The sequence below is a fragment of the Kitasatospora sp. NBC_00240 genome (genome assembly GCF_026342405.1).
Classification (GTDB): Bacteria; Actinomycetota; Actinomycetes; order Streptomycetales; family Streptomycetaceae; genus Kitasatospora.
The window spans coordinates 3,134,443-3,149,259 of sequence record NZ_JAPEMU010000001.1 but is presented as its reverse complement, the minus strand read 5'-3'; the positions used below and the strand labels follow the sequence as shown (position 1 = coordinate 3,149,259).

14 protein-coding genes are annotated in these 14,817 nt (G+C 73.7%); 6 read left to right on the top strand and 8 right to left on the bottom strand.

From position 1 onward, the window contains the following. From OG689_RS13295 to OG689_RS13285, 3 genes are read right to left on the bottom strand one after another with little or no spacing between them, the layout of a single operon-like run. A complete protein-coding gene (locus OG689_RS13295) occupies positions 1-828 on the bottom strand; it encodes an ABC transporter permease subunit (protein ID WP_266320354.1) in 828 nt (275 codons plus the stop codon). Next, a complete protein-coding gene (locus OG689_RS13290; protein ID WP_266320353.1) occupies positions 816-1,808 on the bottom strand; it encodes an ABC transporter permease in 993 nt (330 codons plus the stop codon). The genes OG689_RS13295 and OG689_RS13290 overlap by 13 nt, the downstream gene beginning before the upstream one ends. Positions 1,809-1,816: 8 nt before the next feature. Continuing rightward, positions 1,817-2,986 carry an ABC transporter substrate-binding protein gene (locus OG689_RS13285; RefSeq protein ID WP_266320351.1) on the bottom strand — a complete coding sequence of 390 codons (1,170 nt, stop codon included), beginning with the start codon at positions 2,984-2,986 and terminating at the stop codon, positions 1,817-1,819. Positions 2,987-3,308: 322 nt separating this feature from the next. Here OG689_RS13285 and OG689_RS13280 point away from each other — a divergent pair, with 322 nt between their 5' ends. Next, a complete protein-coding gene (locus tag OG689_RS13280) occupies positions 3,309-4,103 on the top strand; it encodes a GntR family transcriptional regulator (RefSeq protein ID WP_266327079.1) in 795 nt (264 codons plus the stop codon). A 73-nt stretch (positions 4,104-4,176) separates the two neighbouring features. Here the strand turns inward: OG689_RS13280 and OG689_RS13275 are convergent, their stop codons facing one another. Continuing rightward, positions 4,177-5,769 (bottom strand): TauD/TfdA family dioxygenase, encoded by a 1,593-nt coding sequence (locus tag OG689_RS13275; RefSeq protein WP_266320350.1) that lies wholly within the window; start codon positions 5,767-5,769, stop codon positions 4,177-4,179. Between the two features lie 261 nt (positions 5,770-6,030). Here OG689_RS13275 and OG689_RS13270 point away from each other — a divergent pair, with 261 nt between their 5' ends. Further along, complete coding sequence (locus tag OG689_RS13270) at positions 6,031-6,702, top strand: hypothetical protein (RefSeq protein WP_266320348.1); 672 nt, start codon at positions 6,031-6,033, stop codon at positions 6,700-6,702. 31 nt (positions 6,703-6,733) lie between these two features. Here the strand turns inward: OG689_RS13270 and OG689_RS13265 are convergent, their stop codons facing one another. The 4 genes from OG689_RS13265 to OG689_RS13250 all read right to left on the bottom strand — a co-directional run bounded on the left by OG689_RS13265 (position 6,734) and on the right by OG689_RS13250 (position 10,023). Further along, positions 6,734-8,245 carry an MFS transporter gene (locus OG689_RS13265; protein WP_266320347.1) on the bottom strand — a complete coding sequence of 504 codons (1,512 nt, stop codon included), beginning with the start codon at positions 8,243-8,245 and terminating at the stop codon, positions 6,734-6,736. A gap of 175 nt (positions 8,246-8,420) precedes the next feature. Then, positions 8,421-8,600 (bottom strand): hypothetical protein, encoded by a 180-nt coding sequence (locus tag OG689_RS13260; RefSeq protein WP_266320345.1) that lies wholly within the window; start codon positions 8,598-8,600, stop codon positions 8,421-8,423. Position 8,601: 1 nt separating this feature from the next. After that, positions 8,602-8,817 carry a hypothetical protein gene (locus OG689_RS13255; RefSeq protein ID WP_266320344.1) on the bottom strand — a complete coding sequence of 72 codons (216 nt, stop codon included), beginning with the start codon at positions 8,815-8,817 and terminating at the stop codon, positions 8,602-8,604. 99 nt (positions 8,818-8,916) lie between these two features. Continuing rightward, positions 8,917-10,023: an aminotransferase class V-fold PLP-dependent enzyme gene (locus tag OG689_RS13250; protein ID WP_266320343.1), complete on the bottom strand. Its 1,107-nt coding sequence runs from the start codon at positions 10,021-10,023 to the stop codon at positions 8,917-8,919. 185 nt (positions 10,024-10,208) lie between these two features. Between OG689_RS13250 and OG689_RS13245 the strand changes: the two genes are divergently transcribed. The 4 genes from OG689_RS13245 (at position 10,209) to glnII (ending at position 14,765) form a co-directional block, all read left to right on the top strand. Continuing rightward, positions 10,209-11,297, top strand: coding sequence for an amidohydrolase family protein (locus OG689_RS13245; protein WP_266320342.1), 1,089 nt, complete (start codon positions 10,209-10,211; stop codon positions 11,295-11,297). 147 nt (positions 11,298-11,444) lie between these two features. Next, entirely contained in the window at positions 11,445-12,122 is a 678-nt protein-coding gene (locus tag OG689_RS13240; protein ID WP_266320341.1) for a uracil-DNA glycosylase, read from the top strand. Positions 12,123-12,386: 264 nt separating this feature from the next. Further along, entirely contained in the window at positions 12,387-13,376 is a 990-nt protein-coding gene (locus OG689_RS13235) for an SCO1860 family LAETG-anchored protein (protein ID WP_266320339.1), read from the top strand. A gap of 366 nt (positions 13,377-13,742) precedes the next feature. Then, positions 13,743-14,765, top strand: coding sequence for a glutamine synthetase (gene glnII, locus OG689_RS13230; protein ID WP_266320337.1), 1,023 nt, complete (start codon positions 13,743-13,745; stop codon positions 14,763-14,765). Positions 14,766-14,817 lie beyond the last annotated feature (52 nt).

Here is a 14,817-nt window from a genome sequence, read left to right as displayed (position 1 = left end):
TCAGGGGCGGGCAGGCGTGCGGTGCCGGCGCTCACGGCCGGCGGCGGCCAGCAGGAGCAGCAGCACCCAGGTGATCAGCAGGCTGAGCACCGAGACCGCGACGGACATCTGGGCCTGGCTGTTGCCGACCGAGTAGATCCACACCGCGAAGGGCTGGTAGCCGAGGATCGAGGCGGAGGTGAACTCGCCGAGCACCAGCGCCAGGGTCAGGAACGACGCGTTCAGCAGCGCCCCGCGCAGGTTGGGCAGCACCACGGTGAACACCGCGCGCGGCCAGCTCGCCCCGCAGTTGCGGGCGGCCTCGACCAGGGTCCGGACGTCGACCGCGCGCAGTCCGGCGTCCAGCGCCCGGTAGGCGAGCGGCAGCGACATCAGCACGTACGCGATCACCAGCACCAGCGGGAACTTCGGGTCCTGGACGAACACGAAGGTCTGGAAGAACGGGGTGTCCATCAGGTAGTCCGGACCCCAGCGCAGCACGCCGATCAGGCCGGCGGTGAGCGCCACCGGCGGGACCACCAGCGGGAGCGTGCAGACCACCTCCAGCACCGTGCGCAGCCTCGGCGAGCCGAGCCGCACCGCGATCAGCGCCGGTACCAGCAGCAGCAGGACGACCAGGACGGTCACCAGGGCGAGCTGCAGGGTCAGCCACAGGCTGTCGGTGAAGCCGGGGGCGCTCAGCAGGCCGGTGTAGGCCTCGAAGGTGAAGCCCTGCGGGTCGTCGATGCTGAACCACACCGAGGCGGCCATCGGCAGCAGGAAGTAGATGCCGGCCACCAGCAGGACGGCGCCGCGCCACAGGCGCAGCCTTGAGATCAGCTGAGCCATCGGGCACTCCGGCGCTGGAGGGGCAGGTACACGGCCATCACGAGGGCGGCCACCACGATCATGTCGAGGCTGAGGGCGAGGGCGAGGTTGCCCTGGCCGACCAGCACGTTGCCGGACAGCGCGTCGGCGATCGAGCGGCTGATCAGCGGCACGGTGGCGCCGACCATCGCGGCGGCGGTGGCGTAGGCGGCGAAGGCGCTGCCGAAGAGCAGCACGAACCCGCCGAGCAGGGACGGGAAGAGGATCGGCAGGGCCACGTGGCGCCAGTACTGCAGTGTGGTGGCCCGGTTGTTGTGGGCGGCCTCGCGCCACTGCACCCGCAGGCCGTCCAGTGCCGGGGTGATGCTGAGCACCATCAGCGGCACCAGGAAGTACAGGTAGACCACGGTCAGGCCGGTGAAGGAGTACAGGCTCCAGCCGTGGTCGGTGAGGTGCAGCAGCTTGGTGAGTTCGCCGGCGTTGCCGAGGGTGGCGACGAAGGCGAAGGCCAGCGGCAGGCCGCCGAAGTTGGCGAGCACGCCGGAGGCGGACAGGACGGCTTCGCGGACGGCCCGGTAGCGGGAGGTCACCACGGCCTGGGCGATGGGCAGGCCGATCAGGGTGCCGAGCAGCGCGGTGAGCGCGGACAGCTTGACGCTGCTGAGCAGGGCGGTCCAGTAGGCGCCCTGCACGGAGGCGGTGAGGTTGTCGGTGGTGAACTGGCCGGCGCCGGTCTCGGCGTCGCTGGAGGCGGTGAACGCGCCGATGGCGATGGCGATCGCGGGCAGGCCGAAGCTGATCGCGAAGAAGGCGAGCAGCGGGACGGTGGCCAGCCAGCCGCCGGCGCGGGGGCGCAGTCGGCGTCGGCCGGTGGTGTGCCGGCCGGGGGTGCGCTGCGCGGGAACGGTGGGGGAGGTCGCTGAGGCGGTGCCGGAGACCCCCGCGCCGCCACTGTGGTCAGTGGCGGCCGGGGTCGGCACCGGGGTGGGAGCCGTTGTCATGGTGTCGATCAGCCCGCGATCGCCTTGGTCCAGTTCTCGGTCACGACCTTCTTGGCCGCGGCGATCTGGTCCTGGGTCGGGAAGGTGGTGAAGGGCTTCTCGACGGCCGGCAGCTTGGCGGCGGCGGCCGCGTCGAGGGTGCCGTCCTTCTTCAGGGCGTCGAAGAGGGCCGGGGTGGCGTAGCCGCCGAGGAAGAGGTTCTGGCCCTCGGCGCTGAAGAGGTACTCCTGCCACAGGCGGGCGGCCGCCGGGTGCGGGGCCCACTTGTTGATCGCCTGGTTGTAGTACTGGGCGTAGCTGCCGTCGTTGGGGACGGCGACCTGCCAGTCGACACCCTTGGTCTTGAACTCGTCGGTGTAGCCGGCGTTGAGGTACGACCAGTCGATGCTGATCGGGGTCTCGCCCTTCTCGATGGTCGCCGGGGTGGACTCGACCGGGTTGAAGTTGCCGGCCTGCTTGAGCTTGCCGAAGAAGTCGATACCGGGCTGGATGTTGTCCAGCGAACCGCCGTTGGCCAGCGCGGCCGCGTAGACGCCGCCGAAGGCGGAGCCGGACTTGGTCGGGTTGCCGTTCATCGCGACCTGGCCCTTGTACTCGGGCTTGAGCAGGTCGGCGAAGGTCTTCGGGCAGTTGGCGATCTTCTTGGCGTCGCAGCCGATCGAGACGTAGCCGCCGTAGTCGTTGACCGCCAGGCCGGTGGCCTCCTTCATGGTGTCGGCGATCTTGTCGAAGTTGGCGGTCTTGTAGGCGGCGAGCAGGCCGTCCTTGGCGGCGGACTGCGCGAAGGCGCTGCCCAGGTCCACCACGTCGGGGGCGCGGTCCTGGCCCTTGCGGGAGGTGATCGCGTTGATCTCGTCCTGGCTGGAGCCGTCCGGGTTCTCGTCCTCGATCTCGATGCCGTACTTGGCCTTGAACGAGTCCATGATCTTGCCGTAGTTGGCCCAGTCCCGGGGCAGCGTGATGACGTGCAGCTTCCCCTCCTTCTTGGCGGCCGCGACGAGCGCGTCCATCCCGCCGAGGTCGGCGGCGGAGGTGGCGTCCTTGGCCTCCTTGGCGCCGGCCTTGGCGGCGTCGCCGGACTTCGCGGTCGAGCCGGCGGAGCCGCAGGCGGAAAGGGAGAGCGCGGCGGCGGTCAGAACGGCCGCGAAGGCGGCGGCACGGGCACGGTGCACGGTCACGAGTCAGTCTCCTGATCAGGGGGCGTACTGCGAGGGATGCGATGGCGAGAGTGGGGCCGGCCCGACTGGCCGCCTGGTTCAGGGAGCTGAACCGGGCTGAGTTGACTAGCCAACTTTGCCGACGGGGGTAAGTACGCCGGAGTCCGGTGACGGGAAGGTGAACGGATGCCCGAGAACCGGGGGCGGCTACGGGAACGGTCGAATCCGCCCGGCGGCCGGTGATCGGAATGGTGCGATGCTTCGAAGGCGCAACGGATAAGGTCAGCCTGTCCGCGCCGGTACGGCAGCGCAGGACACCGCCCCAGGAGGGACCTTGACTGACGTGGCACTCGAACCGGACCAGTCCGCACCCGGCCCGGCCGGAACCGAGCGCGGCGTCGCCCTCTACCGCAAGGTCGCCGCCGACCTCCGCGAGGCCATCACCACCGGCGCGTTCGGCGAGGCCGGGCGGCTGCCCGCGGAGGGCGCGCTCGCCGAGCAGTACGGCGTGTCCCGTGGCACCGTGCGGCAGGCGCTGGCGGTGCTGCGCTCGGACGGCCTGGTCACCTCGCGCCGCGGCACCCGCCGGGTGGTGCTCGGCAACGCCCGGGTTCAGAGCTTCTCGGAGCTGCTCAGCTTCACCCACTGGGCCCGCTCGATGGGGGAGGAGCCTGGCGGCATCCTGGACTCGCTGGTCCACCGCCCTGCCGACGCCGCCGAGCGGGAGCAGCTGCGCCTGGAGCCGGGCGCCGAGGTCTACGCGATCGTCCGGCTGCGCACCCTGTCCGGCGCGCCGGTGATGGTCGAACGGACGGTCTACCCGCCGCGGGTGGGCGAGCTGGTGGCCGAGCTGCCGGCCGACGTGGTCTCGCACACCGAGCAACTGCGCGAGCACGGCATCCTGTTCACGGACGCCGACCACACCATCGACGTGGTCGCCGCGAACGCCGAGGACGCCCGGCTGCTGGGATGCCGGCGCGGCAGCCCGCTGCTGCGCGAGCGCCGCCGCACCACCGACCCGACCGGTACCCCGGTGGAGTGGTCGCAGGACCGCTACCTGCCGGGGACGGTGGCCTTCAGCGTGCACAACTCGCTGGCCACGTCAGCGCTTTCGCGGCACGCACGGGACAGCGACTGAGCGACGGGGCCATGACCGGCGGGGCGGCGGACCGCCACCCGAGCCCCGGCCCCGTCACCCCGCCGGCCGGGCGTCAGCGGATCAGGGCGGCCAGCAGCGGACGGAAGTGGTCGAAGGTGGGCATGGCCGCGTCGGCGTACTTGGCCTCCTCGTCCCAGCGGCGGACCGCCACCGCTTCCTCGGCACCCGGCAGGGCCGCGAAGGCGGCGGCCTGCTCCTCGGTCATCGGGCCGCCCTGCACCCGCAGGGTGTACTCGGAGGCCTCGGAGAGCCGGGCCCGGTAGCCGGGCTCGGCCGTGCACAGGTACCGCTTGGCGGCCACGTGCAGCCGGACCGGCTCGGTGACCTCGGGGCCGAACCACTGCGCCAGCCAGGCGGCGCCGGTGTCGCTGTGCCGGTTGTCCCGGCCGGCCATCAACTCCAGCCCGGTGCGCTCGAAGTGGCCCACGTCGTGCAGCAGCGCCGCCGCGACCAGGTGGGCCGGCGCCCCGGCCGCCTCGGCCAGCGCTCCGGCCTGCAGCATGTGCTCGGCCAAGGTGACGGCCTCGCCCAGGTACTCGGCGGCGCCCTCGCCCTCGAAGTACTCGGCGATGGTGTCGAGCGCGGCGGCCTGCCGGTTCAGCACCGCGAGGGTGCTGGTCAGCGAGTCCAGGTCGGCGTAGCAACCCTGGAGGTGGCGCGCGCCGCCCCCGGGGCCGGCCGGTTCGAAGGCCGTCCGGGCGTGCAGCAGGCGGACGTTGTCGAAGATCAGGCAGTCGCCGGGGCCGAGCCGGAACTCCAACCGCAGTTCGGGGCGTAGGGTGACGGCGGCGAAGCGCCGGTAGGCGGCGTAGAAGGCGTCCAGTTCGGCGGCGGGCAGGCGCAAGGTGCTGATCGAGCGGTTGTTGAACCGCACCTCCCGGATCCGCCCGAGCGCGTCCAGCTCGATCAGCGGGCGGTCGGCGCGCAGTTCGGTGGCGCGGTCGCGGAAGACGAACGGGACGAGGGTGCGGGTCAGCACCGCGAAGGCCGCCGGGTCCTCCGCGCGAAGCTCGGCGGCCGCGCGGAAGCCGTCGACCAGGCCGGAGTCGCCGCCGACGGCCGAGTTGTCGAGGCAGTGCAGCAGTTGGAGGGTCGGTACCGGGTCGCGGTACGGGTTGTCGCTGTGCGGGGCGATGGCCGCGTTCGTGAAGGCCAGGTTGTTCGGGTCGGCCTCAACCCGGACGTCGAACAGCCGGCCGTAGTTGGTCTCGCGGACGTAGCCGAAGGTCCGGGCCACGTCGAGCACCTGACCCTCGACGGCCGGTACCCCGCGCAGCACGGCGAAGCCGGATCGCAGCACCGCGCCGAGCACCGCCGCGCGTTCCGCCGGGTCGGCCAGGTAGGCGCCCCAGTCGGCCTCAGGCAGGCCCGCGGCGAAGTCGGCGGCGGCCCACAGCCGCTTGCCGTCCTCGTTGCGGCCGTCGTCGGCGCCCTCGGCGTCCAGCCACTCCAGCGGGTAGCGCGAGCGGTGGCCGTCGGACCAGAGCACCGCCAGGTGGTCGGCGCCCTCGTCCTGGTCCGCGATCGCCAGGTCCTCCGGCAGGTCGGTGATCTGGAACAGCTTCTGCCCGTTGCGCGGGTCGCGGCACCGGGTGCAGGGGCAGTTGTCGCGCAGCCAGTACGGCGACAGGGGGGACAGCGGCATGCGGGTTCTCCTCCTCGGGCGATCGGGCGGCCGAAGTTGTATAGCCAACTTTGCCGATGTCGAAGACCCTGCCGGGCGCGGGTGAGGAGCCGGTGCCGCAGAGGTGAACGGTGCGGGAACAGTGCCGACGCAGGCGGCGCGCGGTACCGGGGGCAACCCGGAGGCGATCCGGTAACGATCATGCGGGCAATTGCTCCCGCAGACCCCCAAAGCGGGGATTTCGACCTTGCCCGGACAGCTTGCAGCTGATGCGATCCGCCGATGGAACAGCCTGACCAGGAGCCGGCCGAGGCCGCCGAGCCAGCCGTCGCCGACACCCCGGACACCCCGGACGGCACCGCCCCCGACGACCACGGCGTACCCGCCGGCCCCCGCCGTCGGCGGTGGATGGCCGTCCTCACGGTGGTCGCCCTCGCCCTGGGCGGCGCCGGCTACGCCTTCGCCGACAACTTCGCCGCGCTCGGCGCCTACCGCTTCCAGGCCCCCGCGCAGTTCCGCGGGATGGCACTGGAGCCCGACTCGCCGCTCACCCTTGCCGTGCGCCGGCGCGCCCGGGAGGGCGCCGCCGACCCGTCCGCCTTCGGCACCGTCCACTCGTCCGAGGGCGAGCACCGGATGGTCATCGTGCAGGGCTACGAGCGCCACGCCTTCGTCCCGTCCCTGGACGAGAGCACGCGAGCGGCCGGCGACGACGCGGAGTTCGCGACGGCCTTCACCGAGCGGCGGACGGTCGACCCCGGCGCCCGGGGCGGGGTGATGGAATGCGGACGCCTGGCGATGGACGAGGGCCTGGTGGCCGGCGTCTGCTTCTGGGCGGACGGCAGCATGACGGCCATGTACAGCGAGGTGGACGAGTTCGGCGGCCCTCCGGAGGTCGAGGAGGTCGCCGCGCACGCCCGGGAGATGCGGCTGCTGGCCGAGGTGCCCGCCTGACCGGTGCCGAGCGGGCCGGCCGCCGCCCGCGTCACCCGGAGCCGGCGACCTCGGAGCTGACGGTATGGGCGTGGGAGGCCGCCGCCGCCCCGTACGCCCCGGGCCGGACCCGGCGACGGCGGGCCCGGGCGGCCAGGACGGAGAGCAGTACGCCCACCCCGCACGCGATGGTGAGCAGCAGGCAGGCCCGGGAGAGGCCCGCCGCCAGCGCCTGCGCCGTTCCCGCGCCGCTCGCGAGGTGCGACGCGCCGACGGACGTGTTCACGGTGGCCACGGCCGCGGTGAACGCGGCGGCACCGATGTAGCGGGCCATGTTCGAGATGCCGGACGCCGCGCCGACGTCGTCCTCGGCCACCGACGAGGTGGAGGCCGAGCTCGCCGGGCCGTTGACGAGCCCCAGGCCGGCGGCCAGCAGCACCAGCGGCAGGGCGAACGCCCCGTACCGCCAGTCGGCCTGCACCAGCACCAGCAGCGCGCAGCCGGCCGTCGCCGCCAGGAAACCGACCCCGATCACCGGCCCGACGCCCAGCCGCTTGACGGCCCGGGGCACCAGCGGGGTGACGGCGATCAGGCCCACGGTCGCGGGCAGGGTCGCCAGGCCGGCCTGGAACGGGCTCAGGGCGAGCGTGGCGGGATTCTGGAAGTAGAGGCTGACCAGGTACATCAGGCCGTTGATCACGCCGGCGCTGAGCAGGATCGCCACCGTGGCGCCGATCAGCACGCGGTCGCGCAGCAGCCGCAGGTCCACCAGCGGCTCGTCCACCCGCCGCTCCACCGCGACGAAGGCGAGGGCCGCGAGCAGGGACAGTGCGAGGCAGCCCAGCACTCCCGCCGACGTCCAGCCCCAGTCGGCGCCCTCGCTCAGCGCGAGCAGCGCCGGGGCCAGCACGGCGGCGATCAGCACCGTCCCCGCGAAGTCGATCGACCGGCTGCGGTCGGGATCACGGGACTCGGTGATGCCGCTCAGGGTGACCGGGACGCAGGCCGCCGCGATCGCCGCGTCGATCCAGAACAGGCCCTGCCACCCGATGCCGTCCACCAGTAGGCCGCCCACCAGCGGCCCGACGGCCGCGCCCACCGCCGAGGCGGCGCCCCACACGGTCACGGCCCGGACCCGGCCCTGTCCCGAGGTCGCCACCGACAGCAGGCTCATCCCGCACGCCAGGATCGTGGCCCCGGAGGCGCCCTGGACCGCCCGGCCCGCGATCACCCCCGCGCCGCTGCCGGACAGCGCGATCACGGCGCAGGAGGCGATGAACAGGGCCAGCCCGGCGAGGAAGACCAGCCGCCGCCCGAAGACGTCGCCGAGGGCGCCCGAGGTGACGATCACGGCCGCGCCGACCAGCGAATACCCGGTGATGGCCCACTGGAGGGTGTCGAGGGACGCGCCGGTGTCCGCGCTGATCGCCGGCAGCAGGATGCTCACCGCCGAGGTGTTGGCGTTGACGACCAGGGTCGAGACGCAGGTGGCGGCCAGCAGGGCCGCGCCCGCCGGCCGGCCCGGTTCCTCGCCCGGTACGGCGTCCTCCGTGGTCTCCGGCACCTTCGTAGATTCGCACGGTCCAAGTCGCTCCGCAGCCGGGGACCACGGGCCTCACCCGGCCCGCGCCCCCGGCACGGCCCCGCGCCCCGCGCTCAGCACCCCGGAGCCCGGAGCCCGCAGCCCGCAGCCCCACGCTCCGGCGCCCGTTCCGGCCAGCCGGCGCACCCGGCCGCCCTCATCGCTGCCGGGCTGCCAGCAGATCCCCCGCGTCCAGGCGCGGGTCGGGCTCCACGCCGGAGTGCAGGCCCGCCGGGCAGACGGTGACCAGCCGGGCCCCGGCGGCCTCGGGCACCAAGGCCCGGGCTCCGGCCGGATGGGCCGGTTCGCCGGCGGTGACCGCTTGCGCTCCCGCCACTTCACCGTGCCGACGGCCGTCCCTGCCGGGTCCGGGCGGTCCGGGCCACGACGTCGCTGCTGTTCTCGTGGGTCAGCTCCTGTTCGACGAGAGGCCGGGCGCCGGCCGCGGTCGCGCACTCCCGGAGCAGCCGCGGGTAGCCCCCGGTGACCAGATGGGCGTCGAAGGCGTCCATGGGATCGTGGCCGGAGCCCAGCGGTTCACTTGAGGTGCTCAAGAGGTCCGTCGGTCGCGGTCGCCCCGGCCGCCCCGGGGGTCCGCCCGCACGCGCACGGACGGAGCGGCCGCTCCGCCCCGACCGGCCCCCTGCCGCGGGTCACCCGGTGGGGCCGCCCGCCGCCCGCCAGGCCGCCGCCGCGGCGGCCGTCGCCGTCGGCACGTCGGCGGCGGCGCCGGTGGCCAGCAGCGCCTCGCCGAGCGCGGTCAGGCAGTCCTGGACGACCTCCGACGACGCGTTCCGGCCGTAGTGGTTGACCCGCAGCATCTCGGCGGCCGGTGCGCCGCCGCCCGCCTGCACGGGCAGGGCGCGGTCCAGACCGGCGGCCAGCTCGGCGGCGTTCAGGCCGGGCGGGGTGCGCAGGGTGGTGGCCACGGGAGCCGCGTGCCCGTCGGCGGGGACGAACGGGGTCAGGGTGCCCAGTGCCCGGACCCCGGCGCGGGTGGCGGCCGCCGCGGCGCGGTGCCGGGCGACGGTGGCGTCGAGGGTGTCGGCGGCGATCCGGTCGAGGCAGGCGTCCAGCGCGAGCATCTCCAGCTGGGCGGGGGCGTGCGGGAGGACGGTACGGCCGGCGTCCGTCCAGCGCTCCTTCCAGTCCAGCAGCGAGAGGTAGGAGCGGCGCGGCGCGGCCGGGTTGGCGGTGATCCGCTCCCAGGCCCGCGCGCTGACCGACACGGCCGAGACGCCGGCCGGGCCGCCCATCGCCTTCTGCCCGCCGATCACACAGAGGTCCACGCCCCAGGCGTCCGTCAGCAGCGGCTCGGCGGCGACCGAGGCGACGGCGTCCAGCATCAGCAGCGCGCCGTGCTCGCGCACCACCGCGGCGATCTCCGCCACCGGGTTGGTGTTGCCGGTGGCGGCCTCGGCGTGCACCAGCGAGACGAAGTCGATCTCCGGGTGGGCCCGCAGCGCCTCGGCGACCTGGTCGGCGGTGACGGCGCTGTCGAAGGGCACCGCCAGGTCCACGACCTTGGCACCGCAGTCCCGCAGCCAGTTCCCGAAGGTCTGCCCGTACGGGCCGGTCACGATGTTGAGTGCCGTGCTGCCGGGGTGCGCGGCGCCGCGGATGGCCGCCTCCAGCGGGAGCAGCGCCTCGCCCTGGGTGACGATCACGTCGGCGGTGGTGTGCAGCAGTGCGGCCACCTTGTCCTCGATCGCGGCGAAGTGCGCGGCGCCGAGCGGGGGGAGGTCGAGGAAGGGGTTCACGGGGCCGGCCTTTCGCGGGTCGTGGTGCTCCGCCGCCGGCCGGGCGGGGCAGGCCCGCCGGGCCGCCCTGCCGGTGGCCGGGGCGGCCTGTGGTGTACGGAGGACGCCGTGCGGACGGGCCCCGGCGCCCAGTCTGCCCCATCGCCCGCCGCCGGCCCGGCCGGACCCGTCGGTAGAGTGCGGTCATGAGCGACGCTGGGGTGCTGCACATCAAGGGCCGGGTGCTGGTCGGCCCCGAGGACGTCCGGGACGAACTCTGGGTGGTGGACGGGCGGGTGACCTTCGAGCGGCCGGCCGCGGGCGACGTCCGGACGGTCTCCGGCTGGGTGCTGCCCGGCCTGGTCGACGCGCACTGCCACGTCGGCCTGGACGCGCACGGCGCGGTGGACGAGGCCACCAGCGAGAAGCAGGCACTGACCGACCGCGACGCCGGCACCCTGCTGATCCGCGACGCCGGCTCGGCCGCCGACACCCGCTGGATCGACGACCGTGAGGACCTGCCCCGGATCATCCGCGCGGGCCGCCACATCGCCCGTACCCGGCGCTACATCCGCAACTACGCGCACGAGATCGAGCCGGGAGACCTGCCGGCCTACGTCCGGGCGGAGGCCCGGCGCGGCGACGGCTGGGTGAAGCTGGTCGGCGACTGGATCGACCGCGAGCGCGGCGACCTCGCCGCCTGCTGGCCCGGCGACGCCCTGGCCGAGGCGATCGCGGCCGCGCACCAGGAGGGCGCGCGGGTCACCGCGCACTGCTTCGCCGCCGAGTCGCTGCCCGACCTGCTGGCCGCCGGCATCGACTGCGTGGAGCACGCGACCGGCCTGACCGAGGAGTTGATCCCGCAGTTCGCCGAGCGCGGCGTGGCGATCGTCCCGACCCTGGTCAACATCGCGACCTTCCCGAAGCTCGCGGCCGGTGGCGAGGACAAGTTCCCGGCCTGGTCCGCGCACATGCGCCGGCTGCACGAGCGCCGTTACGACACCGTGGGCGCCGCGCACGACGCGGGCATCCCGGTCTACGTCGGCACCGACGCCGGCGGCTCGCTCGCCCACGGCCTGGTCGCGCAGGAGGTGGCCGAGCTGGTGAAGGCCGGCCTGACGCCCGCCGAGGCGCTCTCGGCCGCCAGTTGGGGTGCCAGGGCCTGGCTCGGCCGGGACGGTCTGACCGAGGGCGCCTCCGCCGACCTGGTGGTGTACGCCGAGGACCCGCGCGCCGACGTCCGGGTGCTGGCGGACCCGCGGCTGGTGGTGCTGCGAGGCCGTCCGGTCGGGTGACCCGGTCGGTCGGACGGGCCCTGCGGGCCTGCCAGGACGGGTCGTCGGCGCTGCCGCCGACCGGGCGTACGGGCTGCGCCGGGGCCGTGCCCGGCCAGCCGGCGGGCCCGGCAAGGTGGCCCGCACTGGGCCGATAGGGTGGTGCGCATGGCACCGCGTCCACTGAACGAGATCGTCGAGCCCGGCTGGGCCACCGCACTGCAGCCGGTGGCCGGACAGGTGGCCGCCATGGGCGACTTCCTGCGCGCGGAGATCGCCGCCGGCCGAACCTACCTGCCCTCCGGGCCGAACGTGCTGCGCGCCTTCCAGCAGCCGTTCGACGCGGTGCGGGTGCTGATCGTCGGACAGGATCCCTACCCCACGCCGGGCCACGCCGTGGGTCTGTCCTTCTCGGTGGCGCCGGAGGTCCGGCCGATCCCGGCCAGCCTGATCAACATCTACCAGGAGTACGGCCAGGACCTCGGCCTGCCGCAGCCCTCCAACGGCGACCTCACCCCCTGGACGGAGCAGGGCGTCCTGCTGCTCAACCGCGCCCTGACGACCGCGCCGCGCAAGCCGGCCGCGCACCGGGGCAAGGGGTGGGAGGAGGTCACCGAGCAGGCGATCAAGGCGCTGGCGGCGCGCGGCGGTCCGCTGGTGGCGATCCTCTGGGGCCGCGACGCCCGTAACCTGCGCCCGTTGCTGGGCGAGGTGCCGGCGGTCGAGTCGGCGCACCCGAGCCCGTACTCGGCGAACTCGGGCTTCTTCGGCTCGCGTCCGTTCAGCCGGGCCAACGAACTGCTGGTACGGCAGGGTGCACAGCCGGTGGACTGGCGACTTCCGTAGCGCTCAAGGGCGTTGGGGCGCCCGGCCCCGGACCGGGCCCGGTCCGCGGCCGGGGAGCGGCTGTCGCCGTACCGTCAACACGTGGCGTCAATCTCACCCGAAGGAGTGAACTGACGCTCTGTGTTACTCATGTGACGGATTGTTCGAAGAGGATGGCGGCAGTCGAGAGCGGCAACCTTCCCCCGGTCCGGCGCGGAGCATTCCCGCGCGTGGGGTGACATCGGTGGCGCTCTCTCCCGATCGCCATGTGTGGGGGTTCCTCCTTTGCTGTCCTCATCTCTCCGTGTCGCCGTCGCCACCCTGGTCGTCGCGGCGGCCGTACTGCCCGCCGGCGCCGCCCACGCGACCGTGCCCGGTGCCGTCTCCGGGGCCGGCGGCACCGGTTCGACGGGGGCCCCGGCCGCCGGCAGCGCCCGCGCGGTCACGGCCGAGGTGGACCTGGACGTCAGCCTGCTGAACAACGCCGTGGACGTGCCGGTGAACATCTCGTTGAACAAGGTCGAGAGCCCGGCCCGACGCGACGGCTCCGTCCTCACCGCGAAGGTGGACGGCGTCGACCAGCAGGGCCCGGTCACCCTGGTCAAGGCCGACGTCGGCCGTTCCGTCACCACGGTCGACGCCAAGGGGACCGCGGCCTCGGTCGAGCTGGTCAACGCGGACGTCCACGCGCCGGGCCTGCCGCTGACCGCCCTGCTCGGCCTGGAAGCCCTCAGCTCCAAGGTGACCTGCCCGGTGGACGGACCGCCCACCGCCGACGTCACCGCCCCCGCCAAGCTCACCGTCCTCGGCAAGCCGGTCGCGGTCGGCCTGTACGCACCGACCAAGGTGGACGTGCCCGCCGTCGGCAGCGTCTCGGTCGAGTTCTCCAGGCGCAGCACCACCTCCAGCACGGCGGCCGCCTCCGCCCTGGAGGTGCGGATCGAGCTGAACCCGCTCAACCTCAACGTGGCCAAGGTCAGCGGCACCGTCACCATCGCCTCGGTGAGCTGCGAGAAGCCGGCCGCCGGCAGCACCACGCCGACCACCGCCGCCACCACCGCCACGGCGCCGACCACCCCGGCCGCCGTGAAGGCGGCGGACAGCACCGGCAGCGGCAGGGCGGCCGTGCCGCAGGCCGGTACCGGCGAGCACCTGGCGGCCACCGGCAGCAGCGGCACCGGCCCGCTGGCCGCCGGGGCCGCCGCGCTGATCGCGGGCGGAGCGGGCGCCCTCTGGTTCGCCCGCCGCCGCCGGGCCCACGCGCGACGGCACTGAAGGGGCGTGTACCGAAGGGGCATGTGCTGAGAGGAGTGCGCCTGGGGTGCGTACTGAGGGGGTGCGTACTGAGGGGAGTACGCGCCGAAAGGAGCGCGCACCGAGAGGGTGCGTACCAAGGCGCGCGTGCGGCGCGGGGGAGCGCGCCGAGCGGGTGCGCTCCGACGGTCGCCCCTCCCGTGCGCCCACCCCGTTCCGGGGGTGCACCCGGAGGGCCCGGGGGTGACACCGACGGCACTCCCGGAGCGTGACAGGGCCGGTGCGGACAGTTGGTTTACATGGGCGTCACATAGGAGGAACAACCGGGAAACGGCGGCTTGCGACGCTACGCGGGCACCCACCACTCAGTTTGCGAGGTTCACCGCCGTGGCAATCAAGGCCGAGTACATCTGGATCGACGGCACGCAGCCGACCGCCAAGCTCCGCTCCAAGACTCGGATCCTGGCCAACGCGGACAAGATCCCCACGTGGGGCTTCGACGGCTCGTCGACCAACCAGGCCGAGGGCCACGCGTCCGACCGCGTGCTGGAGCCGGTCCGGACCCTTCCGGACCCGATCCGCGGCGGCGACAACATCCTCGTCCTGTGCGAGGTCTTCGAGATCGACGGTACCCCCCACGTCTCGAACACCCGCGCCCTGCTGCGCCCGGTCGCCGAGCAGTTCGCCGCCCAGGAGTCGATCTTCGGCATCGAGCAGGAGTACACCTTCTTCAAGGGCTCGCGCCCGCTCGGCTTCCCCGAGGGCGGCTTCCCGGCCCCGCAGGGCGGCTACTACTGCGGCGTCGGCGCCGAGGAGGTCTTCGGTCGCGAGATCGTCGAGCTGCACCTCGACCGCTGCCTCGCCGCCGGCCTGGCGATCTGCGGCATCAACGCCGAGGTCATGCCCGGTCAGTGGGAGTTCCAGATCGGCCCGGTCGACGCGCTGACCGTGTCCGACGACATGTGGATCGCCCGCTACCTGCTCTACCGCACCGCCGAGGAGTTCGGCATCGACGCCACCCTCGACGCCAAGCCCGCCCGTGGCGACTGGAACGGTGCCGGCGCGCACACCAACTTCTCCACCAAGGCGATGCGTGAGGGCTACGACGCCATCATCACCGCCTGCGAGTCGCTCGGCGCCTCGCAGGAGAAGGTCCTCGAGCACGTCACCCAGTACGGTGCCGAGATCGAGTCCCGCCTGACGGGCAAGCACGAGACCGCCCCGTGGAACGTCTACAGCTACGGCGTCTCCAACCGCGGCGCCTCGGTCCGCATCCCGTGGCAGGTCGAGGTCGACCAGAAGGGCTACATCGAGGACCGTCGCCCGAACGCCAACGTCGACCCGTACGTGGTGACCCGCCTCATGGTCAACACCTGCTGCTCGGCGCTGGAGAAGGCCGGCCAGATCTGAGCCTGAGGCTCTGTTCGTCCGCTGCAACGTGACGCCCGCCGTCCCCCGCAAG

Bases quoted from the DNA above. Each gene is read 5' to 3' on its own strand.
- OG689_RS13295 (WP_266320354.1), bottom strand. From the start codon at position 828: ATGGCTCAGCTGATCTCAAGGCTGCGCCTGTGGCGCGGCGCCGTCCTG.
- OG689_RS13290 (WP_266320353.1), bottom strand. From the start codon at position 1,808: ATGACAACGGCTCCCACCCCGGTGCCGACCCCGGCCGCCACTGACCAC.
- OG689_RS13275 (WP_266320350.1), bottom strand. From the start codon at position 5,769: ATGCCGCTGTCCCCCCTGTCGCCGTACTGGCTGCGCGACAACTGCCCC.
- OG689_RS13270 (WP_266320348.1), top strand. From the start codon at position 6,031: ATGGAACAGCCTGACCAGGAGCCGGCCGAGGCCGCCGAGCCAGCCGTC.
- OG689_RS13245 (WP_266320342.1), top strand. From the start codon at position 10,209: ATGAGCGACGCTGGGGTGCTGCACATCAAGGGCCGGGTGCTGGTCGGC.
- OG689_RS13240 (WP_266320341.1), top strand. From the start codon at position 11,445: ATGGCACCGCGTCCACTGAACGAGATCGTCGAGCCCGGCTGGGCCACC.